Origin of the sequence: Actinomycetospora lutea (assembly GCF_028737205.1) — a bacterium.
GTDB classification, from domain to species: Bacteria; Actinomycetota; Actinomycetes; order Mycobacteriales; family Pseudonocardiaceae; genus Actinomycetospora; species Actinomycetospora lutea.
Genome location: NZ_JAQZAL010000001.1, coordinates 315,594 through 339,639, shown reverse-complemented (window position 1 = coordinate 339,639; position 24,046 = coordinate 315,594). Strand labels below are relative to the sequence as shown.

Sequence of the window (24,046 nt, the reverse complement as noted above, 5' to 3'; positions counted from 1 at the left end):
ATCGACCAGGAGGTCACCCCGCATGGATGCACGCCCGACGACCGCCGTCATCGGCGGCGGGACGATGGGCGCCGGGATCGCCCACGTCCTGCTCGCCGCCGGCTCCCCCGTGGTGCTGGTGGAGGCGGACGCGGCCCGCGTGGACGCGTCGCGACAGGCGGTGGAGGCGAGCCTCGACGGCGCCGCCCGGCGCGGCAAGCTCCCCGAGGGCGTGGGCCGCGACGACCTGCTCGAACGCCTGACGATGTCCACCGCCGTCGACGAGCTGCCCGGCGACACCGCGCTGGTCGTGGAGGCCGTGCCCGAGCGCGTCGACATCAAGCAGACGGTGCTCGGCGGGGCCGCGCGCGCCTGCCCGGAGGCGGTGCTCGCGTCGAACACGTCGTCGCTGTCGATCGGGGCGATCGCCGCCGACCTGCCCGGCGACCGCGTCATCGGGATGCACTTCTTCAACCCGGTGCCGGCGCAGAAGCTCGTCGAGCTGGTGGTGCACCCGGGCACCTCGGAGGCCACGACGACGGCGACCCGCGAGTGGGTCGAGGCGCTGGGCAAGACCGCGATCGTCGTCAACGACGCCCCCGGCTTCGCGACCTCGCGGCTCGGCCTCACCGTCGGCCTCGAGGCCATCCGCATGGTCGAGGAGGGCGTGGCGAGCCCGGAGGACATCGACACGGGCATGCAACTGGGCTACCGCTGGCCGATGGGCCCGCTGCGCCTCACCGACGTGGTCGGGCTGGACGTGCGCCTCGCCATCGCCGAGCACCTCACCCGCGAGCTGGGTCCGCGCTTCACCCCGCCCCAGCTGCTGCGCGACAAGGTGGAGCGCGGCGAGCTCGGGCAGAAGTCCGGGCGCGGCTTCTACGACTGGAGCTGAGCGTGGAGCTGGGACTCGGCGGCCGGGTCGCGATCGTCACGGGCGCCTCGCGCGGGATCGGCCTGTCGTGCGCGCGGGAGCTCGCGACCGAGGGCGCGCACGTCGTCCTGGTGGCCCGCGACGCCGACGCGCTGGAGATCGCGGCGGGCCGGGTGCGGGCGGCCGGCCCGGCGTGGCGCGTGGTGCCGATCGTCGCCGACACCACCGACGACGCGTCGGTGCGCGCGATGGTCGCGCGGGTGGTCGACGAGCTCGATGGGGTGGACGTGCTGGTCAACGCCGCCGCGCGGCCGGCCGGCGGTGCGCCGATCCCACCGCTGGCCGAGCTCACCGACGACGCCGTGCTCGCCGAGGTCGACACCAAGGTGCTGGGCTACCTGCGCACCGCGCGGGCCGTGGCACCGCACATGACCGCGCAGGGCTGGGGCCGGATCGTCAACGTCTCGGGGCTCAACGCGCGCCGCACGGGGTCGATCGCGGGGACGATCCGCAACGTGGGGGTCGCGGCGCTGACCGCCAACCTCGCCGACGAGCTCGGGCCGCACGGCGTCGGCGTCGTCGTCGTGCACCCGGGCTACACCGAGACCGAGCGGACGGCGGGGATGATCGCCGACCGGATGGCCGCGACCGGGCTCCCGGAGGCCGAGGTCCGCGCGGAGCTCGCGCAGGGCACCAGCCTGCGACGGATCATGACCGCGGACGAGGTGGCCGACGTCGTCGTGTTCCTCGCCTCGCCCCGGGCGGTCGCGGTCACCGGCGGCGCCGTCGCGGCCGCGGGCGGCGAGCGCGGGGTCGTGCACTACTGACAAGCCCCTCACATGCACGAACCGGCGCCCCGTGATCGGGACGCCGGTTCGTGATCTGGGAGGAAGTGTCAGCTCGGGACCCGCACGGTCCCGGTCGTCCCACCGACCGCTTGTCTGCGCTCAGCGGCGTGGAGTCTGGTGTGGATCAGCTCCCGTGCGCGGTGCGGCGCCGGGTCGACCGGGTCCTTGTGATGCGGTGCGGGGTGTTCCCTGCGTCCAATCCATCACCTCGATCCGGTCGGTCAGCTCGGGCGCGTGCGCGGTGCGGATCAGCCCTCAGCTCGTGTGATCGGCACCACAGCGACACCCCTGAACATACTCTCGCGGCCCCCGGGGTCAAGGGCTCGACCGCTCCAGCGCCAACAGCAATCGCTTGCGCGCGATGCCGGGTCCCCCTCCCGAGGGACGTCCGGCGGCATTGACCACCCGGTGACACGGAACGAGCAGGCTGACCGGATTGCGTGCATTCGCGGTCCCGACGGCCTGGGCCGCGCGGGGTCGCCCGACCGCCGCCGCCAGCGCCCCGTACGTCGTCACCTCGCCGTAGGGCACCTCGGTCAGCGCCGCCCAGACGGCCCGCGAGAACGGCGTGCCGGGCGGGTCGACGGGCACCCCGAAACGCCGCCGCCGGCCGGCGAAGTACTCGTCGAGCTCGCCGGCGAGGTCGGCGAGCCCGGCGCACCTGCCCTCGTCGGGCTCGCCGAAGGCGGAGTCGGGGCCGCGCTCCCGCTGGTCGTGGACGTGCAGGCCGGCGACGGCGTCGAGGCCGGTGTCCCAGGTCAGGGTGAGCGCGCCGATGGGGCTGTCGACGACGCGGAAGCAGCGCACGCGTCCCGGTCTACCCCACCGGGTAGGCAGCACACGTGCGCGCCATCGGAGTGAACCAGTACGGAGGGCCGGACGCCCTCGAGGTCGTCGAGCTGCCCGAGCCCCACGCCGGGCCCGGCGAGGTCCGCCTCCGGGTGCGGGCGGCGGCGGTGAACCCGACCGACACCCTCGCCCGCGACGGCTCCCGCGCCGAGCGCCAGCGCAAGGACCCGCCGCCCTACGTGCCGGGCATGGACGCCGCGGGCGAGGTCGACGAGATCGGCGAGGGCACCGACACCGAGCTGCACGTCGGCGACGCCGCGATGGCGATCGTCGTCCCCGACGGCAGCCACGGCGCCTACGCCGAGCACGTCGTCGTGCCGGCCGGGTCGGTCGTGCGCGCGCCGTCGGGGGCCTCGGTGGTCGAGGCCGCCACGCTGCCGATGAACGCGCTCACCGCGCGCCTCGCCCTGGACACCCTGGCGCTGCGGCCCGGGCAGACCCTGGCGGTGACGGGCGCGGCCGGAGCGCTCGGCGGCTACGTCGTGCAGCTCGCGAAGGCCGACCGGCTCACCGTCGTCGCCGACGCGTCGGAGGCCGACGAGGAGCTGGTGGCATCGCTCGGGGCCGACGTCGTCGTGCGCCGGGGTGACGACGTCGCCGCCCGCATCCGCGAGAGCCAGCCCGGCGGCGTCGACGCCCTGGTCGACGGGTCGCTGCAGGGCGACGCGCTGCTCGACGCCGTCTGCGACGGCGGGAGGATCGCGACGGTCCGGGGACACCGGGGTGCCGACGAGCGCGGGATCACCTGGCACCCGGTGCTCGTGCGCGACGTCGCGACCGACCACGCCGCCCTCGACACGCTGCGCCGCCAGGCCGAGGAGGGCGTGCTGACCCCGCGCGTCGCCGACACCATCCCGGCCGAGAAGGCCCCGGAGGCCCACCGCCGCCTCGAGGCCGGCGGCGTCCGCGGCCGCCTGGTCCTCACCTTCTGACCCCTGTGAGCGAAGTTCGGGGCTATGGCCCCGAAGTTCGCTCACGTGCTCAGCCGAACGTGTCCATCAGCTCGGTCGCGCAGAGGACGAGGAACAGGACCCCGGCACCGATCAGCAGGGTCGTCGAGAGCCACCCGTTGCGCCACTCGCGCGGCGTGCGGCTGCTGTTGAGCAGCCAGAGCAGCGTGATCGCCAGGAACGGCATGAAGAACGCCCCGAGCGCGCCGTAGGCCACGACCAGCGCGAACGGCCGGCCGAGGAACAGCAGCACCATCGGCGGGAACGTCAGCCACAGCAGGTACAGCCGGAACGGGGTGCTGCGCTCGGCGTCGTCGGTGAGCTGGCCCGCGGCGGCGAGCTGGTCGGGCGTGCGGGCGACGGCCTCGCGGCGGGTCCGCACGAAGTCGGTGACCAGCAGGCTCACGCCCTGCCAGACCCCGAGCAGCGACGAGAACGACGTCGCGAAGAACCCGATGAGGAACAGCGTCGCGATCACCGGGCCGAAGCGCTGCTCGAGGATCGCGTCGAGGTCGAGCAGGCCGCGGTCGCTCTCGACCAGCGCGATGTTCGCGGTGTACAGCAGCTCCGCGCCGACCACGAGCATGGCCGCGACGAAGATGCCGGTGGTGATGTAGGCGACGCGGTTGTCCAGGCGCATCACCTTGATCCACGAGCTGTCCCGCCAGCCCTTGGCGTTCACCCAGTAGCCGTACGCCGCCATCGTCACCGTGCCGCCGACGCCCCCGACCAGCCCGAGCGTGTAGATGCCCGAGCCCTGCGGCAGGGTCGGCAGCAGGCCTGCGAGCATCGCCGGGACGTCGGGCAGCACGAGGATCGCCAGCCCCACCACGACGACGAACATGACGCCGACCAGCACCGTCATGATCTTCTCGAAGACGGGGTAGGAGCCGAACCACACGAGCACCAGCCCGACCAGGCCGCACGGGATGCCCCACGCCGGGATCGACCCGCCGAACATCGCGGCGAGCGGCAGCGCCGAGGACGTCATCGCCGTCGCGCCGTACACGAAGCCCCAGATCACCACGTACACGACGAAGTAGACCGTCGTCCACGGGCCGAGCGAGCGCCAGCCCGCGAAGATCGTCGAGCCGGTCGCGAGGTGCCAGCGTCCCGTGGCCTCGGCCAGCGCGATCTTGACGACCACGCCGAGCACCACCGCCCACAGCAGCGTGTAGCCGTACTCGGCGCCGGCGACGAGCGTCGCGACGAGGTCGCCGGCGCCCACGCCGGTCGCCGCGACCACGATGCCCGGGCCGACGATGCTCCAGCGCCGGCGCGTCTGCTGGCCGCCGATGGCGTCCTGGGTGCCACGATCGGTCATACGGAGCAGTTCACCACGGACCCCCCGCCCGCCGGGAGGCCCGGCGCACCGCGTCGGCCGGGGTGCCGCGCCAGGCGGGGCCGTGGCCGGGGAGCAGGATGCCGGCGTCCAGCGTGCCCAGGGTGTCGAGGGCCCCGGCGGCCTGCTCGGGGTCGTGGTCGAAGAAGGCCGGCAGCCGCTGGGGTCCCGTGCGCGGGCTCGTCGGGTGCCCGGTGACCAGGGCGTCGCCGCTGACCAGGACGCCCGCGTCGGGGAGCAGGTAGGCGGTGTGGCCGCTGGTGTGGCCCGGGGTGGCGACGGGGACGGGGCGCCCGGGGAGGTGCCCGGTCCCGGCCGCGTGGGCCTCCGGGAGGGTGACCGACCGGAGGGCGCCGAGGCGGGCGGCGTGCAGGGCCCAGAGCAGGACGCGGGGACGCCACGCGTTCCGGACGATGTCGGCGGGTCCGGCCTGCTCGAGGAACTCGCGCCGCGCGTGGCGGGCCTCGGTCTCCCCGGTCAGCACGGGGATGTCGTGGTGCCGGGTGAGGGCCGCGAGGCCGCCGACGTGGTCGACGTGCGCGTGGGTGAGCAGGGCGGCGGCGACGTCCTGGGGCGTCCGGCCGACCGCCGCCAGCGACGCCGCGAGCGCCCCGGCGTCGGCCGGGTAGCCGCCGTCGATCAGGGTGATGGCGTCGCCGTCGTCGACGATCACCCAGTTCACCGCCGAGGCGCGCACGAGGTGGACGCCGTCGGCGACCGTCTCGACCCTCACGGGGTGCGCACCCCGACGTGCTCGTCGAGGAACGCGGCGACCTGCGGGCGGGTCGCCTGCGCGCCCGGGCTGCCGAAGGGGAAGTCGAAGACGTGGTCGGCGTGCGGCACCTCGACCAGCCGGCCGGGCACGCCGGCGGCGCGCAGGGCCCGGTCGTAGGTGCGGACGCGGTCGGGGAGGACGAAGTGATCCGCGGCACCGAGCACGAGCAGGGTCGGCGGGAGGTCGGGGCGCACGAGGTCGACGGGCGAGCCGGCGCGGGTCTGCGCCGGGCGCTGCGCGGCGCGTCCGCCGAGCACGGCGTCCTGCAGCGAGCGGTCGACGAGGCGCAGGTCGGTGACCGGGTAGTAGGCGACGACGGCGCGCGGCCGCGGACCGGGGAGCTCGCCGGCGAGGAGGCCGGCCGTCGTGCTCAGCGCGAGGGTGGCGCCTGCCGACTGGCCCGCGAGGACGATCCGGCCCGGGTCCAGGTCCTCCTCGGCGGCGTGCGCGACGGCCCAGGCGGCGGCGGCCGCGACGTCGCGGCGCTGGCCCTCCCCCACCGGCGCGGGCGGGGGCAGGCGGTACTCCACGGCGACGACGGCGTGCCCGCGGTCGGCGAGCCAGCGGTTGAGCGCGGTGCGGTCGTCGCGCTCGCCGCGGACCCAGCTGCCGCCGTGCACCCAGACGAGTACGGGGTGCGGGCCGGGGCCGGCGGGCCGGTAGAGATCGAGGTGCAGGGGCCGTCCGAGCTCGTCGACGGCGTACTGCTCGGTGCGGTCGGGGTGCCCGTCGGGCTGGCCGACGACGGTCAGCGCCGCCCACCAGTCGATCCGCACGCCGCGGGTCTGCGCTCCGAACACGGCGACGAGGGCGACGGCGGCGATCAGGGCGATCACCGCGACGACGGCGCCGTCCCGCGCGCCGAGGGCCCAGCCGGCGGCGCCGAGCCCGATCCCGAGGACGGCGGCGAGGGCGGCGTGCAGCGGGTACTGGCCGGTGACGAACGAGCCGAGGAACCCGATCACCGGCAGGCGCGGCGCGGCCGTGCCGACGGCGACCACGAGCACGCCGAGCAGCCACACGATCCCCACCGCGCGCACCATCCACACCAGCACTCGGCGCCCCTCCGCGTCCTCGGCGATCACCTCACCACGCGAGGGTCTCCGCGCGCCGCGCGCGGACGGTTCGGGCTCCGGTGATCAGGAGCACGTGGTGCGTCCCGGCAGGGTCCGCGAGGCGCACATCGCTCTCCTGATCACGCAGGTCAGGGGGAACCACGGCGTGTCGCGCAGCGAGGATGTGGCGATCCTGGCGTCACATGCCAGCGATGCCGCATCGCTCGTACGACGACGCCCGGTCAGCCGAAGGCGGCCGCGACGCGGGTGCCGGGCGGGGCCGTGAGCACGCGGCGCGCCGCCACGGCCACGATCGCGAGCAGGGCCACGAGCGCCGCGGCGATGACGGCGATCGGCGGGGCCATGGCGACGATCGCGCCGAGCGCCCAGACCACGGACGCCGCGTAGGGCACGGCGCCGGCGCCCCGGGCCACGACACCCGAGGCGATCGCCCCGGTGACGAGCAGCACGAGCGCGCCCATCACCGTCGCCACGCCACCGGCACCCGGCAGGCCGAGGAACGTGCCGGTGGTGGCCGCGCCGACGACGGTCGCGACGCTGACCCAGCCCGCGTAGAGGGCGACGGGGCCGTGGAGCATCAGCCGGTCCGCGGCGCCCGCCGCCGGGTGCGCCGTGAGGCGGGCCAGCGCCACCGCGAGCACGACGAGCAGCGCGACGATGATCGCCTGGGCGAGGACGACCGCCTGCGCCGAGAAGGCGAGGATCCAGCCCGCGTTGAACAGCGTCGACGCCACGAGCCACCAGCCCGTCGCCCGGTGCACGTCCCGCGCCGGCTGCCCCGGCAGCACCTGGCGCACCGCCAGCACCAGGAGCCCCGCGTAGATCAGGCCCCAGATCGAGAACGCCGCCGGGACGGGCATGACGACCGTGGTGTTCTCGCGCGCCACCATCCCGACCGACAGCCCGAACGCCCCGGAGCCCCCGAGCCCGCCGGCGACGACCTGCAGCAGCGTCCCGGCGAGCAGCGCCCCGGACCGGACCCGGTCGGCGACCGTGGCGCCGGTGATCACGGAAGTCACGACTACATCCCTCCATCGTGGAATCTCTCGATGATGAAGATTACCCGCTCGATCGCTAGCATGCACCACGGAGGTGAGCCGTGACCGACGAGCGCGAGCGTCTCGTGCAGCTCCTGCAGGACTACGCCGACGAGGCCGGGCGGCTCGGCCACGCGTTCGCCGCCGACCAGGGCCTGCACCGCACGGACGCGGCCGCCCTGCTCGCCGTCCTGCGCGCCGAGCGCGCCGGTGCCGCGCTCACCCCGGGACGGCTCGGCGAGGAGGTCGGGCTCTCGTCGGGGGCGACGACGGCCGCGGTCGACCGCCTCGAGCGGCTCGGACACCTCCACCGGGTCCGGGACGGCGCCGACCGGCGCCGCGTGACCCTGCACCACGACCCGGCCGGCGCCGCCGTCGGGCACGCCTTCTTCGGCCCGCTCGCCGCGCGGCTCGACGCCGTGCTCGCCGACTACACGCCCGCCGAACTGGACGTCGTCCACCGTTTCCTCACCGAGGTCGTCGCGTCGGTCGCCGAGCACCGCGCCGAGATGACGGAGGAGATCCCGCCCGGATGAGCTCCCCGATCGGCGCGCGGGCCCGGCTGGCGGTGGCCGTCGTCGCCGTGCTGGCCGTGCTCGCCCTCGTGGTCACGCTCGTCGTCGTGCTGGCCGAGAGCGGGGTCACCGCTCGCCCCCGCTGCACGATCACCGCGCCCCCGGATTCCCCCGGCCTGCCCGCCACCTGGACGCTCACGCCCGAGCAGGCCGACAGCGCGGCGACGATCGTCGGGGTCGGCCGTCGCCTCGGCGTGCCCGACCGCGCGGTCACCGTGGCCGTCGCGACCGCGATCCAGGAGTCGGGCCTGGCGAACCTCCGCGGCGGCGACCGCGACTCCCTCGGCCTGTTCCAGCAGCGCCCGAGCCAGGGCTGGGGCAGCGAGGAGGAGATCCTCGACCCCGTCTACTCCGCCACCGCGTTCTACGAGGCGCTGATGCAGGTGCCGAACTGGGCGACGATGGACATCACCGTGGCCGCGCAGACCGTCCAGCGCAGCGGCTTCCCCGAGGCCTACGCCGACCACGAGCCCGAGGCGCGCCTCATGGCCGTGGCCCTGCTCGGGCAGGCGCCGGCGTCCTGGACCTGCGTCGACCTCGGGTCCACGCCGGCCGCCGACCCCTCCGGCGGCGCGGTCGCCGAGCTCGCCGCGGCCGAGCTCGGCACGCGGCGCCTGTCGGGGGCCCAGGAGCCGGAGGCCGGCTGGGCGATCGCGACCTGGCTCGTCGCCCACGCCCAGCGGCTCGCGCTCGAGAGCGTCACCTTCGACGGGCGGACGTGGACGGTGGCCTCCGGGGCCTGGGAGCAGACCGGGCCCGCCGATGGCCAGCTGTCGCTGCGCCGCCTCGGCCAGCCCTGACGGTCAGCGGGTCAGCAGCAGGGCGCCGGCGCCCGCGAGCACGAGGACCGCGAGCACGACGAGCACGATCCCGAGCAGCCGGACGCCCGACCACGGGTTGCGCTCCCCCGGGTCCGGGCCGTCGTCGTCGGGGTAGTCCTGGGGGCGGGTGGCCGGGACGGTCCCGCCGCCCGTCGCGCGCGCGACGGGCGAGGGGCCGGCGCCCGCGGCCCGGCCCGGCGCGTCGCGGATGACCTCGGTGCGCGCCGTGGACCCGGGGTCGACGAAGCGCCGCAGGTCGTCGGCGAGCTCACGGGCGTCGTGGTGGCGCATCGCGGGCTCGAGGGCCAGCGCGCGCAGGACGACGGACTCCAGGTCGGGCGAGAGCTCGCGGACCAGCTCGCGCGGCGGCGGCGGCGACTCGCGCAGCCGCTGCGAGGCCACCTCCACCGAGCTCGGCCCGCGGAACGGGGTCTCGCCGGTGAGCATCTCGTAGAGGGTGCACCCGACGGCGTACACGTCGGACCGCCCGTCGAGGGGCTCGCAGCGGACCTGCTCGGGCGAGAGGTAGGCCGCGGTGCCGATGACCACGCCGGTGCCGGTGAAGCCCTCGACGTCGGCCACCCGCGCGATGCCGAAGTCCATCAGCTTGACGGTGCCGTCGTCGCAGCGCATGACGTTGCCCGGGTTGACGTCGCGGTGCACGATCCCGCGCTCGTGGGCCGCGGCGAGCGCCTCGCACACCGGGACCAGCGCCGCGGCCGCGTCCCCGGGTGCGAACCTCCGGCGGTCGCCCAGCTCCTGGCGCAGTGTGCGCCCGTCGACGCACTCCATGACGACGAAGACCTCGCCGCCCTCGGTGAAGCCGACGTCGTGCACGGCGACGACGTTGGGGTGGTGGATGGAGGCCGCGGCGCGGGCCTCGTCGCGCAGCCGCCCGCCGTACTCGGCGTCGCCGCGGTGCTCGGCGGGCAGGAGCTTCACCGCCACGGTGCGCCCGAGCTCGAGGTCGACGGCCCGGTGCACCTCGGCCATCCCCCCGCGGCCGATGAGGCCGTGGAGCTCGTAGCGGCCGCGGAGGACCCGCGCGTGCCCCGGCGCGCTCACAACCGGCGGGTGCGGTCCGCGTCACCGCCGGTGAGCAGCGCGTCGAAGAGGTAGCGGTGGTCGACCATGGCCTGGCGCATGTCCTCGGTGTCGGCCGACCCGTCCTCGACGCTGGTCGACGTGCGGTGCGCCGACCGGTAGCGCTCGACCAGGTCGGGGTGGTCCACCGAGATCATCTTGGAGCGCTCCTCGAAGCGCTCGGTGGGGTAGCCGCGCTCGCGCATCACCTGCTGGACCAGCAGGTCGGCGTCGCGCAGACCGGTCGAGGGGTGCTCGACGAACGTCGCCTGCGCCGACTCCCACGCCTTGCCGAAACGGTCGCGCTCGCCGCCGTCGAGCTCGCGCACCTCGAGCTCCCGGCGCCGCTTGAGGCGGGCCCGCAGCTCCCGCTCGCCGTCGCGCTGCCCGTACTCGCCGACCACGCGGTCGTACTCGTCACCGAAGTGGCTGCGCAGCGCCGCCCGGCGGGTCCGGGACCGCGCCCGGGCGACGAGGACCAGCACGACACCGACGACGAGGACCACCGCCGCCACCACGACGACGATGACGACCGGATCCATGTGCCCTCCCGGGGCCGAGCGCTGAGGCGATCATGCTACGGCTCCATACCCCGCGCACGGCGGCATGAGCAATCGTCGGGCGAAGAGCGCCCGAACGACGCCGATGGCTAGACCCGATGCTCAGCCAGGAACCACCATCCAGCCCAGCACCGGCGTCGACTGCAGGTACACGAGCACGCACATCCCCGCGAGGAACACCAGGCTCCAGAGCAGGACGCGGCGGAGGATCTCGCCCTCGCGCCCGCTCATGGCCACGGCCGACGCCGCGATCGCCAGGTTCTGCGGGGAGATCATCTTGCCGAGGACGCCCCCGGAGCTGTTGGCCGCCGCGAGCAGGATCGGGTCGAGCCCGGCGCCGCGGGCCGCGGTGACCTGCAGCGAACCGAACAGCGAGTTCGCCGACGTGTCGGATCCGGTCACCGCCACGCCCAGCCAGCCCAGCACCGGGGAGAGCACCGCGAAGAACCCGCCGGTGCCCGCGAGCAGCCCGCCGAGCGTGAGCGTCTGCCCCGAGGTGTTCATGACGTAGGCCAGGGCGAGCACCGCCATCACGGTGACGATCGCGGTGCGCAGCTGCACCAGCGTGCGCCCGTAGGCGGCGACCGCCGCGCCGGGCCGCAGCCGCAGCACGAGCGCGGTGAGGATGCCGGCGATGAGCAGGATCGTGCCCGCGGACTCCAGCCAGTTCAGCGTGAAGGCCTGGGTCGACACCGGCTTCCCGGCCTCGGTCATCACGTTGAGCCCCGGCCAGTTGAACTTCGTCGTCGTCGCCCCGAGCGCGTCGTCCACCGCCGGGATCTGCTGGATCGAGAACAGCACGATGACGATCAGGTAGGGCATGTAGGCGAGGACCACGTCGCGCCGGCTGTCCCGGGTGTGGTCGTCGTGGTCGGCACCGTCCGGCGCCTGTGGTGCCCCGGGCTCGTCGCTCGCGCCGCCGCCGGTGCCCCCGGACCCGACGGTCACGGACTCCCGGACGTCGGACGAGGCGTCCGTCGCGACGGCGGCCCGTCGCGGCGGACGGATGCGCACGAGCAGCACCACGGCACCCGCGGACAGCAGCGCCGCGATGATGTCGGTCAGCGGGAGCGAGAGGTAGTTCGACGTGGCGAACTGGGCCACCCCGAACACGACGCCCGAGACCAGCGCCACCGGCCAGGTCTCCCGGATGCCCCGCCACCCGTCGACGAGCCCCACCAGCACGAAGGGCACGAACAGGGCGAGGATCGGGGTCTGGCGCCCGACCATGGCGCCGAGGGCGTCCTCGGGCAGCCCGGTCACCGACGCCAGCGTGGTGATCGGCACCGCGATCGCCCCGAAGGCGACGGGGGCGGTGTTGGCGACGAGGGCGACGACGGCGGCCTTGATCGGGCTGAACCGCAGGGCCATGAGCATGACGGTGCAGATCGCGACCGGGGTCCCGAAGCCCGCCAGCGCCTCGAGCAGCGCACCGAACGCGAAGGCGATGATCACGGCCTGCACGCGCTGGTCGTCCGACACCGAGCCGAACGAGCGGCGCAGGACGTCGAAGTGCCCCGTCACGACCGTCATCTGGTAGATCCAGAGCGCGTTGATGACGATCCAGAGGATCGGGAAGAACCCGAACACCGCGCCCTCGGTCCCCGCCAGGAGGGCCTGGTCGATCGGCATCCGGTAGGCCAGCACCGCCACGAGCAGCGCGACCGCGAGCCCGATCAGCGACGCCAGCCAGGCCCGCACCCGCAGGCCCCCGAGCAGCACGAACAGCGTGAGCAGCGGGAGCACCGCGACCAACGAGCTCCACACGAGCGACCCGCCGAGCGGGGTGTCGTCCTGGACGTACACGTGCCCACCTCCCGTCCGCCCGGCTCCACCGCCGCGCGTGGTGGCGCAGGGTGCCCGTTCCGTCGCGGTCTGTCGACACGAACCGGTGAAGGTTTCCGCAGGACGGCGATGTGACGTCCCGGTGAGTCCTCTGGCGGTCGCGCTGCGCGAGGAGCACCCTGCACTGCGTGACGACCGCGGCCACCGTGACGACCGGATCGACCGATCGCCGCGGCGTGCGGTAGACCCGTGCCCGTGGACGCCCCCCGGGATGCGACTGAGGAGCACCGGCCCCACCTGCTGGCCGTCGGGTACCGCCTGACCGGGTCGCGGGCCGACGCCGAGGACGCCGTCCAGGACGCGTGGCTGCGGTGGGAGCGGCTCGGCCCCGAGGGACGGGACGCGGTGCGCGACGTCCGCGCTTGGCTCGCCACCACGGTCGCGCGCCTGTGCCTGGACCAGGTGCGCTCGGCGCCGGCGCGCCGGGAGAGCTACGTCGGCCCCTGGCTGCCCGAGCCCCTGGTCACCACCGGGCCCGACGCGGTGCTCGACGCGGTCGTCGCGGCGGCGGACGTGCGGATGGCGACGATGCTCGTGCTCGAGCACCTGACCCCCGAGCAGCGCGTCGCGCTCGTGCTGCACGACACCGTCGGGCTCGGGTTCGACGAGGTCGGCGCGGTGCTGGGCACCACCGCGCCCGCGGCCCGCCAGATCGCCCACCGCGGACGGCAGCGGGTGCGCGCCGCGGCGCGCGACGGCGAGCTGCCGGTGCCCGCCGCCGAGCCCGAGCAGCGCCGGGTCCTCGACGCCTTCCTCGCCGCCCTCGCCGCCGCCGACGTGCCGACCCTGGTCGCGGTCCTGCACCCCGACGCCGCGCTGCGCACCGACGGCGGCGGCGTGGTCAAGGCCGCCCGGCGGGTCGTCCGCGGCGCCGAGAAGATCGCGCGCCTGCTCGTCGCCCTGGTCGAGGAGGCCGGCCCGGAGATCCTCGCGGCGGTGCGCCCGGTGACCGTGAACGGCGAGGTGGGGATGCTCGTGCCGTCGTCGCCCCCGATGGTCGGCGTGCTGACCGTCGTCGACGGAAAGGCCGTCGGCGTGCACGTCGTGATGACCCCGGAGAAGCTCAGGTCCTGAGCGCGGCGGGCACCTCGCAGGAGTCCGCGAACCCCTGGGTGTGCAGGCCGAGGGCGGCGTTCGCGCGGGCGCGCTGGTTCTCGACGGCCACGAACTGCGTGAGCTCGACGAGCCCCGCGTGCCCGAGCCGCGCGTCGAGGTCGGCGACCTGGGCGTCGGTGACCGCGATCGGCTGCGCGGTCATGGCGTCGGCGTAGGCGAGGACCGCGCGCTCGTCGTCGTCGAACGCCGGGTCGTCGGGGGCGCCGTCGGCGGTGGCGCGGCGCAGGTGGTCGACGTCGAGGCCCTCGTGGATCCAGAGCATCTCGCCGAAGTCGACGCACCACGAGCAGCCGACGCGGATCGCCGTGCGGTACACCGCGAGCTCGCGCAGCCGCCCGGGCAGGACGGTGGCCGAGCGCTCGAGCAGCGACTCGCTCACCGCCGCGGTCCAGAACAGCCGCGGGTGGTGGCGCAGCGCCGCGAAGGGTTCGGGGACCTCGCCGAACCGGCGGCGCGCGACCGCGTAGGCGAGGCGGCCGAGGACGCCGGCGTCGCGGTCGCCGACGAGGGGGATGCGGGGCATCGGGACTCCTTGGTCGTGGGGTGCTGCCGTGAGGACGGCGCAGCCCCCCGGAACGTGACACCGTGTCCCGCATGGAGGCCTCCGACTTCGCCGACGTCCTGTCCTCGGTCCGCGAGTTCGTGCGCGAGGAGGTGGTGCCGCGCGAGGACGAGATCGAGGCCGCCGACGAGGTCCCCGAGAAGCTGCGGGCGCAGTGCAAGGCGATGGGCCTCTACGGCTTCGCGATCCCCGAGGAGTTCGGCGGGATCGGGCTGTCGATGGCCGAGGAGGTCGAGCTCGCCATGGAGCTCGGCTGGACCACCCCGTCGCTGCGCTCGCTGTTCGGCACCAACAACGGCATCGCGGGCCAGGTGCTGCTCACCGGCGGGACGCCCGAGCAGCAGCAGGAGTGGCTGCCGCGGCTGGCGACCGGCGAGGTCGTCGCGTCCTTCGCGCTCACCGAGCCCGACGCCGGCTCCGACCCGTCCTCGCTGACGACGAAGGCCGTCCGCGACGGGGACGACTTCGTGATCACCGGCGCGAAGCGCTGGATCACCAACGCCCCGCTCGCCGACGTGCTGATGGTGTTCGCGCGCACCGACCCGGACGCCACCCCGGCCAAGGGCATCTCCACGTTCCTCGTGCCCACGTCGGCGGCCGGGGTCTCGTTCTCCGAGCACGACGCGAAGATGGGCCAGCGCGGCTCGTGGACCTGCGAGGTCTACCTCGACGACGTCCGGGTGCCGGCGGCCCACCTCGTCGGCGGCGAGGAGGGCCTGCACCGCGGCTTCGTCACCGCCATGCGCTGCCTCGCCCACGGGCGCCTGCACATCGCCGCGCTCTGCACGGGGATGGCGGCGCGGCTGGTGCACGAGATGACCGAGTTCGCCCGCGAGCGCGACCAGGGCGGGCACAAGATCGCCGCCTACCAGCTCGTCCAGGGCCTCGTGGCCGACTCGGTGACCGACTGGCACGCCGGGCGCGCGCTGGTCCGCGAGGCCGCGAGGGCCTACGACGACGGCTCGGACACCACGCTGGGCCCGTCGACGGCGAAGTACTTCTGCTCCGAGGCCGTCGGGCGCGTCGCCGACCGCGCGGTCCAGGTCCACGGCGGCTCGGGCTACATGCGCGGCGTGCCGGTGGAGCGCTTCTACCGCGACGCCCGCCTCTTCCGGATCTACGAGGGCACGAGCCAGATCCAGCAGGTGATCATCGCCCGCGGTGTCCTGGGGGGCGCGGCGCGGACGTAGGCTCGGCGATCATGGCGCTCGACGGCCGCGCCCTCGCGGCACTCGTCCGGCCCGGTGCGCGGATCGCCCTGGCCGACGGCACCGGCAGCCCCCGCGCCGCGTACCCGCTGCTCTCGGCGCTGGCCCGCGAGCGCGGCGACCTGCGCCTGGTCACCGGCTGGCTGCCCGGCCCCGCCGACGGCCTCGAGCTCGACGCCTTCGCCGACGCCCGCACGGTCATGCCCGGCTGGGGCCTGCGGCGCGCGGCGGACGCCGGACACATCCGGGCGGTGCCGGCGCGCCTGTCGGCCGTGCCCGCCCTCGTCGCGGGCCCGCTGCGCCCCGACCTGCTCGTCCTGGCCGCCGCGCCCGGACCGTTCGGCCCGGTGCTCGGCAGCGAGGTCTCCTGGGTCCGCGCGGTGGTCGATCTCGGCGTGCCCGTCGCCGTCGTCCTCGACCGCGCGCTCCCCCGCGCCGCCTCCGGTCCCCCGCTGCCCGACGAGCAGGTGTTCGTCCTCGGCGAGGTCGCCGAGGGCCCGCACGCCGTGGCCTCGGCCGCGCCGAGCGCCGAGCACGAGGCGATCGGGCGCCACGTCGCGGGCCTGCTCACCGACGGGGTGCGCCTGCAGTGGGCGCCCGGGCAGCTCGGGGCGGCCGTGGTCGGCGGGGTGCGCGCGGCGGGCGTGCGGGTGCGCGCCGACTCCGGGCTGCTCGGCGACGGCGTGGTGGCGCTCGAGGAGGCGGGGCTCCTGGTCGGCGATCCCGTCGCCACCTACCTCGTCGGCTCGCCCGAGCTCTACGCCTGGGCCGACGCCCGCGGGCGCGCCGGGCACCCCGTCGCGCACCGCATCGAGCACACCCACGACCCCGGGCGCCTGGCCGCCGACCCGCCGCTGGTGGCGGTGAACACGGCGGTGGAGATCGACCACGACGGTCAGGTCAACGTCGAGGGCACCGCGAACGCCCTGGTCGGCGGCATCGGCGGGCACCCCGACTACGCCGCGGCCGCGGCCCGGTCGGCGCGCAGCCTGTCGGTGATCGCGCTCGCGTCGCAGCACCGCGGGCACCCCACCCGCGTCGAGCGGCTCTCCCGCCCGGTGACCACGGCGTCCCACGACGTCGACGTCGTCGTCACCGAGCACGGCTGCGCCGACCTGCGGGGCCTCGACCGCGACGAACGTCGGCGCGCCCTGGACCCGCTGTTCCCGGCCTAGGGTGGGTACGCCTGCAGCACAGCTCACGTCCACCCCGCCGACCCCCGGAGGACACCCCATGGCCGACGGCTCCGCCGGAACCCCCACCGCCGCCCGCGGGCACCTCGCGGCCGTGCCCGACGAGACGGTGACGCGCACGCCGCCGCTGCCGTCCGAGACCGCTCCCGAGCCGTGGGCGGCCCCGGACCTGCTCGCCGCGCTCGACGCGGGCGACGAGGAGGCGGTGCACGCGTGGGTGCGGGCGCACACCCCGGAGCCGGCCAGCCTCCTGCTCTACGGGCTCTACCTCGGGGCCGGCGTCATCGGGCTGATCGAGTGGCCGTCGGTGCTGCTGGCCATGCTCAGCCAGCTCGTCATCGACCGCCGCTTCGGGGGCGTGGAGTCGCTCGCCGCCGAGCTGCGCGCCCGGGTGGAGGCGGCCCGGACCTGAGCGCTCGTCAGGACCGGACGAGGCGGGCGATCGCCGCGGAGGCCTCCTGGACCTTCTCGGCCGCCTCCTCGTCGCCGGCCTTGGCGGCGTCGACCACGCAGCCGCCCATGTGCTCCTCGAGCAGGCCGAGCGCGACGTTCTGCAGGGCGCGGGTGGCCGCGGAGACCTGGGTGAGCACGTCGATGCAGTACTTGTCGTCCTCGATCATCCGCGCGATGCCGCGGACCTGGCCCTCGATCCGGCGCAGCCGCCGCAGGTGATCGTCCTTGCTGTCCGCGTAGCCGTGCATGACCCTCCTCGCGCCGGGGTGCCTGATCGAGGCTACCCGGCCGACGACACCGGCCGGAGGTGATCGCGGACCGCGCCCGCGGCGGCGGACACGATCCGGCGGGCCTGGTCGTAGCCCGGAGGCTGGCTCGACATCACGGCGACCATGTAGCGGCCCTCGATGACCGCGACCGAGTGCACCTCGGCCCGCGAGGCGATGCAGCACATCCAGCCCTGCTTGACCGGGGTGCCGCCGTCGAGGAAGCCGTAGCCCTGGTCGAACCCGTCGCCCGCCGTCCGCGGCGCCTGGCCCATCGCGCCCAGCACCAGGTCGCGGTCCTGCGGGGGCAGGTCGACCTGGACGTGGCGCAGGAGCTTCACCATGTCCCGCGCCGAGGTCTGCACCTCGCCCCACTGCGAGGAGTCCTCGGGGGCGCTGGTGTCCTCGAGGTCGAGCGCCTGCGCCACCCGCGAGATCGCGCCGGGCCCGTCGTACTGGGTCCACAGGGCGTTCATCGCCGGGTCGGAGCTCACGGTCAGGGCGGCGTGCACCAGGCGCAGGTCGCGCTGGTTGAGCGTCATCTCGCCGTCGCGCTGGCGCTGGAGCATGTCGACCACGACGAAGAGCTTGGCCAGCGACGCGGTGTCGAAGCGCTCCTCGCCGCCCGAGCCCGGGGCGAGCTCGCCGGTCGCGATGTCGACGGCGGCGACCCCGACCGTGGCGCCGCGGCGCGCGCCCGCCTCCTCGGCGGCGGAGACGGCCGACGCGAGGTCGACCCGCGGGGCCTCGGGCGCGGCCGCGGGGCCGACCGACTCGACCGGCTCGGTCCCGCCCGGGATCTGCTGCAGCAGACGGTCCGCCGAGGCCAAGGGGTCGGCCGTGCCGCGGTCCAGGGTGTCGACGGTGATCGTCGTGCCCGCGACCAGCGCGCCGACGACCGCGGCGCCCAGCCCCAGCGACAGCCCCCGGCCGCGCCGCGGCGGGGCCGTCGCCGTGCGGGGTCGCGTGCCGCTCGCCGCCCGGCGGGGGCGCGGCGCGGGCTCGGCGTGCTCGGCCGGGAGCGGGACGGGCAGGCCGGGCGCGGTCCCGGTGGCACGGGAGGCGCGGCGCCGGGGCGGGGCGGCGGCGTCCGCGACCGGGGGGGCGGCCGGGGTGGGGGCGGGGGCGGGACGGGCGGTCCGGGGCTCGGCGGGCACGACGTCCGGGCGGACGTGGCGCCCGGACGGGCGGGCGTCGACGCCGGGCGGCGGCGCGCTGCCCGGTCCGCCCGCGTGCCGGCCGCCGGGTCGGGGCCGGTCGGCGGGTCGGGGCTGGTCGGCGGGCGGCGCGGTGGGTACCCGCGGGGATGGCGACGCCGGCACGTGGGAGCGCGGGACCGGGGGCGCCCAGGGCTCCGGGCGGTACGGGGGCGGCGCCGCCGACCGTCGCGGCGGCGGGGCGGTGAGCACGGCCACTCCGCCCGCCGGGCCGGGCGCGCCGACCGGGGCGCGGTGGCGCGGCGGCGCGGCGGCGGGGCCGCCGGAGCCGCTCGGACGGGGATGGCCCGGTACTGCGTCCGGCCCCGGCCACGGCGGCGGCCGGTGGGAGGTCACGGTTGCATCACACCACCTCGCCCACCGTGATCGACGACCCCCCGCCCGATCCGGTGTCCCGGTTTGACAGAAATACCCCCCAGGGGTACCAACGGAGGGGAGAGAGGGAGGTCCGATGAGCGCACCGTCGGCGTCCGCGGCGTCGAGCGCCCCGTCCCGCGACACCGCCCCCGGCGGCTCGTCGCCGGCGACGGCGCGCGTCGAGCTGGCGATCTCCGGCATGACGTGCGCCTCGTGTGCCGCCCGCATCGAGCGGCGCCTCAACAAGCTGGAGGGCGTGCGCGCCGGCGTCAACTTCGCCACCGGCACCGCCACGGTCGAGCACCCCGACACCGTCGGTGTCGACGACCTCGTCGCCACGGTCGAGAAGCTCGGCTACGGGGCCACCCCGCCCACCACCCGCCCGGACGAGGGCGACGGCACCGCCCCCGACCACGCCGACGTCCTGCGCGGGCGGCTGCTGGTCAGCATCGCGCTGACGCTGCCGGTGGTCGTGCTCGCCATGGTGCCGGCCTGGCAGTTCACCTCCTGGCAGTGGCTCTCGGCGATCCTCGCCGCCCCCGTCGTCGTGTGGGGCGGGCAGGACGTGCACCGGGCCGCCTGGACCAACCTGCGCCACGGCGCGGCCACCATGGACACGCTCGTCTCGGTCGGCACGCTCGCCGCGCTCGCGTGGTCGTTCTACGCCCTGTTCCTCGGCGACGCCGGGATGCCGGGCATGACCCATCCCCTCTCGCTCACCGCGTCCGGGGGCCCGGACACGATCTACCTCGAGGTCGCCGCCGCGGTCACGACGTTCGTCCTCGCCGGGCGCTGGTTCGAGGCCCGGGCCAAGCGCCGCGCCGGGGACGCCCTGCGCTCCCTGCTCGACCTCGGCGCGAAGGACGTCGCGGTGCGCCGCGACGGCCGCGAGGAGCGCGTCCCGGTGGAGCGGCTCCAGGTCGGCGACGAGTTCGTCGTGCGCCCCGGCGAGACCGTGGCCACCGACGGCGTCGTCGTCGAGGGCCGCGCCGCGGTGGACGCGAGCGCGATGACCGGCGAGTCGGTGCCCGTCGAGGTCGGCCCCGGCGACGCGGTCAGCGGCGCGACGGTCGCCGTCGGCGGGCGCCTCGTCGTGCGGGCGGACGCGGTCGGCGCCGACACGAAGCTCGCCCGGATCGCCCGCCGCGTCGCCGATGCCCAGAACGGCAAGGCCGCCGCCCAGCGCCTCGCCGACCGCGTCTCCGCGGTGTTCGTCCCCGTCGTCATCGCGATCTCGCTGGGCACGCTCGCCGTCTGGCTGCTCGCCGGCGGTGGGTCATCGGCGGCGTTCACCGCGGCCGTCGCCGTCCTCATCATCGCCTGCCCGTGTGCCCTGGGCCTGGCCACGCCGACCGCCCTGATGGTCGGCACCGGCCGCGGCGCGCAGCTCGGCATCCTGCTGCGCGGCCCCGAGGTGCTCGAGTCCACGCGCCGCGTCGACACCGTCGTCCTCGACAAGACCGGCACGGTCACCACCGGCGAGATGAGCCTGTCCGGGGCCGTCGCCCTGCCCGGGGTCGACGAGGACGAGCTGCTGCTGCGCGCCGGCGCCCTCGAGGACGCCTCGGCGCACCCGGTCGCCCGGGCCGTGGCCGACGCCGCCCGCGCGCGGCTGGGCGACCTGCCGGCGGCCGTCGACGTCACCAGTCGCGACGGCCTCGGGGTCACCGGGACCGTCGGCGGCCGCCTCGTCGTCGTCGGGCGCGGGCGCCTGCTCGACGAGCTGGGCGTGCCGGCCGACGGGCCCCTCGCCGACGCGGTCGCCGAGGTCGAGGCGGGCGGGTCGACGCCGGTGTGCGTGGCCTGGGCCGACGCGCACGGGCACCTCGCCGCACGCGGCGTGCTCGCCGTCGCCGACACCGTGCGCCCGACCTCGGCGGACGCGATCGCGTCGCTGCACGCGCTCGGTCTGCGCACCGTGCTGCTCACCGGCGACCACGAGACGGTCGCCCGGACCGTGGCCGGGCAGGTCGGCATCGACACCGTCGTCGCCGGCGTGCTGCCCGACGGCAAGGCCGACGAGGTCGCCCGCCTGCAGGCCGGGGGCGCCGTGGTCGCGATGGTCGGCGACGGGGTCAACGACGCCGCCGCGCTGGCCCGCGCCGACCTCGGGCTCGCGATGGGCGGCGGGTCGGACGCGGCGATCGAGGCCGGCGACCTGACCCTGGTGCGCGCCGACCTGCGCCTCGTCCCGGACGCCCTGCGCCTCGCGCGCCGCACCCTGCGCACGATCGAGGGCAACCTGTTCTGGGCCTTCGCCTACAACGTCGCCGCGATCCCGCTGGCCGCCCTCGGCCTGCTCAACCCGATGATCGCCGGCGCCGCCATGGCGTTCTCGAGCGTGTTCGTGGTCGCCAACAGCCTGCGTCTGCGCCGCTTCACGCCGTCCCACTGATCGCCCGCGGTGATCTAGTCTCGGCCGGGTGCGGCACGCGTTCGGCACCACCTTCGACGTCGACGGCGTCTACCTGAACACCCCCTCGATCGGCGTCCCGCCGCGACCCGTCGTCGACGCGGTGTCGGCGGCGGTGACCGCGTGGGGCCGGGCGGAGACCAGCCCGCCGCAGTTCGACGGCGCCGTCGCCGCCGCACGCGCCGCGTTCGGGCAGCTCACGGGCTTCCCGGTGTCCTCGGTCGCGCTGGGCACCACGGTGTCCGGGCTGCTCGGGCTCGTCGCGGCGTCGCTGCCGCCGGGGGCCCGCGTCCTCACGGCCGACCGCGAGTTCACCAGCGTGACCTTCCCCTTCGTGTCGGCCGGGCACGAGGTGATGGAGATGGACATCGACGAGCTGCCCGAGCGCACCGGCGCCGCGGACGTCGTCGCGGTCAGCGTGGTCGCCTCCGCCGACGGCGCGCTGGTCGACCTCGAGGCCCTGCGCGCCGAGGTCGGCCCCGACACCCTCGTCGTCCTCGACGCGACCCAGTCGCTGGGCTGGCTGCCCGCCGACCTCGGGTGGGCCGACGTCGTCGTCGGCGCCGGCTACAAGTGGCTCCTCGCGCCCCGCGGCGCGGCCTGGATGGCGCTCTCGGACCGGCTCGCCGAGCGCGTCGTGCCCGGGCAGTCCGGCTGGTACGCGGGCGGGTGGGACGCGATCTACGGCCTCCCGCTGCGCCTCTACCCCGACGCCCGGCGCTTCGACCTCTCCCCCGTCTGGCTCGCCCAGGTCGGCGCGGCGGTCTCCCTGCCGTGGCTCGCGTCGCTCGACCTCGAGGCGGTCCGCGACCACGCGGTGGGCCTCGCCAACCGCGTCCGCCGCGGCCTGCACCTGCCCGCGGGCGAGTCGGCGATCGTCTCCGTGCGCCACCACGGCGCGGCCGACCGCCTCGCCGCGGCCGGCGTGCGCTGCGCCGTCCGCGGCGGCGGGGCCCGCCTGGGCTTCCATCTGCACAACACCGAGGCCGACGCCGACACGGTGCTGGAGGCGCTGGCCTGAGGTGCTCTCCAGAACGATCTCCCGAGAGTGTCACCGGGGCACCGCGCTGACGGCACTCCCGAGAGATCGACACGGCGAGCACCGCCGCCGCGACTCCGCCGAGCCGGTCGCGCAGGTCAGTCCCGCGGGTACTGCTGCGGCGCGCTGACGCCGCAGTGGGTGCACGACTCGGTCGGGAAGCGGGACGGGGCCGTCGGGGCGGCCGGGTCGGTCGCCGTCGCCGGACCGCGGCGGGGGCGCAGCAGGACCGCCGAGAGCAGCGCGCCCGCCACGAGCAGGCCCGCCGAGATCGTCATCGCGGTCCGGTAGCCCGCGGAGAACGCGGGCGGGTCGGTGTAGACCTGCCCGGAGATGCCGGCGACGGCCGGGATCAGGGCGACCGCGAGGAGCCCGGCGGCGCGGGCGATCGCGTTGTTGACGCCGGAGGCGATGCCGACGTGACGGTCGTCGGCGGCGTCGAGCACGGTCGCGGTGAGGGGGGCGACGGTGCCGGCGAGCCCGAAGCCGAACAGCGCCACGGCCGGCAGGACGTCGACGAGGTAGGACGCGTCCGGCCCGATGCGGCCGAGCAGGAGCATGCCGGTGGCCGCGAGGAGGAGTCCGATCGTCATCGGCCAGCGCGGTCCGATGCGCTGCGCGAGCCGCCCGGAGCGCGCCGAGAGCAGCAGCATGATCACGGTGATCGGCAGCATGGCCGTGCCGGCGGCGAGCGGGCTGAACCCGGCCACGACCTGCAGCTGCAGGACGACGAGCACGAAGTTCACCCCGAGCGCCCCGTAGACCAGCAGGGTGACGACGTTGGCGCCGGTGAAGCGGGAGTTGGCGAACAGCTCGCCGGGCACCAGCGGCGCCCGCGACCGGCGCTCGGCGAGCACGAACGCGACGAGGGCGAGCACCCCGGCCGCGCCGGCGACGACCACCGTCGGGGTCACGCCGTCCTCGCCGGCGGCGGTGAGCGCCCAGGTCAGGGCGCCGAGACCGGCGACCGCGAGCACGGTGCCGGGCACGTCGAGCTGGCGCGCGGCGTCCGGGTCGCGCGACTCGGGCACGTGGCGCAGGGCGACGACCACGACGATCGCGGCCAGCGGCAGGTTGATGAGGAAGACCGCGCGCCAGGTCCACTCGACGAGGAAGCCGCCGAGGAACGGGCCCACCGCGCCGGCCACGCCACCGAGACCCGACCAGGCGCCGATCGCGGCCGCCCGGTCGCCGCCGTGGAACGACGCCGAGATCAGCGCGAGGCTGCCCGGGGTGAGCAGCGCGCCGCCGACACCCTGCAGCGCGCGGCCCGCGATGAGGAACTCCACCGAGGGCGCGAACCCGCACAGCGCCGAGGCCACCGCGAACCACACGACACCGATGAGGAAGACCTTGCGGCGGCCGAAGCGGTCGCCCAGCGAGCCGCCCAGCAGGATCAGCCCGGCGAGCGTGAGCGTGTAGCCGTTCACCGTCCACTGCAGCGCGGCGAAGCTCGCGTCGAACTCGGCGCCGATGCGCTCGAGCGCGATGTTGACCACCGTGGAATCGAGCATCGCGAGCCCCGACCCCAGCACCGTCGTCAGCAGGATCCAGCGGCCCCGGGCGGTCCCCATGCGGACGTCCTCGGCGGCGGTGTCGCTCACCCCG

The 24,046-nt window shown here is 75.9% G+C and carries 23 protein-coding genes; 11 read left to right on the top strand and 12 right to left on the bottom strand.

The window, feature by feature from the left end; genetic code table 11:
- Positions 1-22: 22 nt before the first annotated feature.
- Complete coding sequence (locus tag PHK61_RS01705) at positions 23-874, top strand: 3-hydroxyacyl-CoA dehydrogenase family protein (protein ID WP_274279229.1); 852 nt, start codon at positions 23-25, stop codon at positions 872-874.
- A 2-nt stretch (positions 875-876) separates the two neighbouring features.
- Positions 877-1,680 carry an SDR family NAD(P)-dependent oxidoreductase gene (locus PHK61_RS01700; RefSeq protein WP_274279228.1) on the top strand — a complete coding sequence of 268 codons (804 nt, stop codon included), beginning with the start codon at positions 877-879 and terminating at the stop codon, positions 1,678-1,680.
- Between the two features lie 336 nt (positions 1,681-2,016).
- On the opposite strand, the gene PHK61_RS01695 is transcribed toward PHK61_RS01700, so the two are convergent.
- A complete protein-coding gene (locus PHK61_RS01695) occupies positions 2,017-2,508 on the bottom strand; it encodes a methylated-DNA--[protein]-cysteine S-methyltransferase (protein WP_274279227.1) in 492 nt (163 codons plus the stop codon).
- Between the two features lie 35 nt (positions 2,509-2,543).
- Here PHK61_RS01695 and PHK61_RS01690 point away from each other — a divergent pair, with 35 nt between their 5' ends.
- Positions 2,544-3,482, top strand: coding sequence for an NADP-dependent oxidoreductase (locus PHK61_RS01690; RefSeq protein WP_274279226.1), 939 nt, complete (start codon positions 2,544-2,546; stop codon positions 3,480-3,482).
- Between the two features lie 49 nt (positions 3,483-3,531).
- On the opposite strand, the gene PHK61_RS01685 is transcribed toward PHK61_RS01690, so the two are convergent.
- The 4 genes from PHK61_RS01685 to PHK61_RS01670 all read right to left on the bottom strand — a co-directional run bounded on the left by PHK61_RS01685 (position 3,532) and on the right by PHK61_RS01670 (position 7,712).
- Complete coding sequence (locus tag PHK61_RS01685) at positions 3,532-4,824, bottom strand: Nramp family divalent metal transporter (protein WP_274279225.1); 1,293 nt, start codon at positions 4,822-4,824, stop codon at positions 3,532-3,534.
- Between the two features lie 10 nt (positions 4,825-4,834).
- Positions 4,835-5,575, bottom strand: coding sequence for an MBL fold metallo-hydrolase (locus PHK61_RS01680; protein WP_274279224.1), 741 nt, complete (start codon positions 5,573-5,575; stop codon positions 4,835-4,837).
- Positions 5,572-6,702, bottom strand: coding sequence for an alpha/beta hydrolase (locus PHK61_RS01675; RefSeq protein WP_274279223.1), 1,131 nt, complete (start codon positions 6,700-6,702; stop codon positions 5,572-5,574). The genes PHK61_RS01680 and PHK61_RS01675 overlap by 4 nt, the downstream gene beginning before the upstream one ends.
- A 212-nt stretch (positions 6,703-6,914) precedes the next feature.
- The gene (locus PHK61_RS01670) at positions 6,915-7,712 is read right to left on the bottom strand and encodes a tryptophan-rich sensory protein (protein ID WP_274279222.1); all 798 of its coding nucleotides are present in this window, start codon (positions 7,710-7,712) and stop codon (positions 6,915-6,917) included.
- 80 nt (positions 7,713-7,792) lie between these two features.
- Between PHK61_RS01670 and PHK61_RS01665 the strand changes: the two genes are divergently transcribed.
- Positions 7,793-8,266 carry a MarR family winged helix-turn-helix transcriptional regulator gene (locus tag PHK61_RS01665; RefSeq protein ID WP_274279221.1) on the top strand — a complete coding sequence of 158 codons (474 nt, stop codon included), beginning with the start codon at positions 7,793-7,795 and terminating at the stop codon, positions 8,264-8,266.
- A complete protein-coding gene (locus PHK61_RS01660) occupies positions 8,263-9,105 on the top strand; it encodes a VldE C-terminal domain-containing protein (protein WP_274279220.1) in 843 nt (280 codons plus the stop codon). Before PHK61_RS01665 ends, PHK61_RS01660 begins: the two co-directional genes overlap by 4 nt.
- Positions 9,106-9,108: 3 nt before the next feature.
- On the opposite strand, the gene PHK61_RS01655 is transcribed toward PHK61_RS01660, so the two are convergent.
- From PHK61_RS01655 to PHK61_RS01645, 3 genes are all read right to left on the bottom strand, one after another.
- The gene (locus PHK61_RS01655; RefSeq protein WP_274279219.1) at positions 9,109-10,191 is read right to left on the bottom strand and encodes a protein kinase domain-containing protein; all 1,083 of its coding nucleotides are present in this window, start codon (positions 10,189-10,191) and stop codon (positions 9,109-9,111) included.
- Positions 10,188-10,751, bottom strand: coding sequence for a hypothetical protein (locus PHK61_RS01650; protein ID WP_274279218.1), 564 nt, complete (start codon positions 10,749-10,751; stop codon positions 10,188-10,190). The genes PHK61_RS01655 and PHK61_RS01650 overlap by 4 nt, the downstream gene beginning before the upstream one ends.
- Before the next feature lie 120 nt (positions 10,752-10,871).
- A complete protein-coding gene (locus tag PHK61_RS01645; RefSeq protein WP_274279217.1) occupies positions 10,872-12,575 on the bottom strand; it encodes an L-lactate permease in 1,704 nt (567 codons plus the stop codon).
- A 234-nt stretch (positions 12,576-12,809) separates the two neighbouring features.
- Here PHK61_RS01645 and sigJ point away from each other — a divergent pair, with 234 nt between their 5' ends.
- Positions 12,810-13,688, top strand: coding sequence for an RNA polymerase sigma factor SigJ (gene sigJ, locus PHK61_RS01640; RefSeq protein ID WP_274279216.1), 879 nt, complete (start codon positions 12,810-12,812; stop codon positions 13,686-13,688).
- Here sigJ and PHK61_RS01635 read toward each other — a convergent pair.
- On the bottom strand, positions 13,678-14,253 hold the full coding sequence (locus PHK61_RS01635; RefSeq protein WP_274279215.1) for a carboxymuconolactone decarboxylase family protein: 576 nt from the start codon (positions 14,251-14,253) through the stop codon (positions 13,678-13,680). The genes sigJ and PHK61_RS01635 overlap by 11 nt on opposite strands.
- 71 nt (positions 14,254-14,324) lie before the next feature.
- Between PHK61_RS01635 and PHK61_RS01630 the strand changes: the two genes are divergently transcribed.
- Genes PHK61_RS01630 through PHK61_RS01620 form a run of 3 tightly spaced genes read left to right on the top strand, consistent with a single transcriptional unit; the run spans position 14,325 to position 17,105 of the window.
- Positions 14,325-15,482 carry an acyl-CoA dehydrogenase family protein gene (locus PHK61_RS01630; RefSeq protein WP_274279214.1) on the top strand — a complete coding sequence of 386 codons (1,158 nt, stop codon included), beginning with the start codon at positions 14,325-14,327 and terminating at the stop codon, positions 15,480-15,482.
- An 11-nt stretch (positions 15,483-15,493) separates the two neighbouring features.
- The gene (locus tag PHK61_RS01625; RefSeq protein WP_274279213.1) at positions 15,494-16,675 is read left to right on the top strand and encodes an acetyl-CoA hydrolase/transferase C-terminal domain-containing protein; all 1,182 of its coding nucleotides are present in this window, start codon (positions 15,494-15,496) and stop codon (positions 16,673-16,675) included.
- Positions 16,676-16,733: 58 nt separating this feature from the next.
- The gene (locus tag PHK61_RS01620) at positions 16,734-17,105 is read left to right on the top strand and encodes a hypothetical protein (protein WP_274279212.1); all 372 of its coding nucleotides are present in this window, start codon (positions 16,734-16,736) and stop codon (positions 17,103-17,105) included.
- Positions 17,106-17,112: 7 nt separating this feature from the next.
- On the opposite strand, the gene PHK61_RS01615 is transcribed toward PHK61_RS01620, so the two are convergent.
- Both PHK61_RS01615 and PHK61_RS01610 read right to left on the bottom strand, forming a co-directional pair.
- Entirely contained in the window at positions 17,113-17,394 is a 282-nt protein-coding gene (locus PHK61_RS01615; protein WP_133829807.1) for a metal-sensitive transcriptional regulator, read from the bottom strand.
- A gap of 32 nt (positions 17,395-17,426) precedes the next feature.
- Positions 17,427-18,965, bottom strand: a complete 1,539-nt coding sequence (locus PHK61_RS01610) for a serine hydrolase (protein WP_274279211.1) — start codon at positions 18,963-18,965, stop codon at positions 17,427-17,429.
- 220 nt (positions 18,966-19,185) lie between these two features.
- On the opposite strand from PHK61_RS01610, the gene PHK61_RS01605 reads away from it, so the two are divergent.
- Positions 19,186-21,381 (top strand): heavy metal translocating P-type ATPase, encoded by a 2,196-nt coding sequence (locus PHK61_RS01605; protein ID WP_274279400.1) that lies wholly within the window; start codon positions 19,186-19,188, stop codon positions 21,379-21,381.
- Between the two features lie 28 nt (positions 21,382-21,409).
- Positions 21,410-22,420: an aminotransferase class V-fold PLP-dependent enzyme gene (locus tag PHK61_RS01600; RefSeq protein WP_274279210.1), complete on the top strand. Its 1,011-nt coding sequence runs from the start codon at positions 21,410-21,412 to the stop codon at positions 22,418-22,420.
- Positions 22,421-22,536: 116 nt separating this feature from the next.
- Here the strand turns inward: PHK61_RS01600 and PHK61_RS01595 are convergent, their stop codons facing one another.
- Positions 22,537-24,012, bottom strand: coding sequence for an MFS transporter (locus PHK61_RS01595; protein ID WP_274279399.1), 1,476 nt, complete (start codon positions 24,010-24,012; stop codon positions 22,537-22,539).
- Between the last annotated feature and the right edge of the window lie 34 nt (positions 24,013-24,046).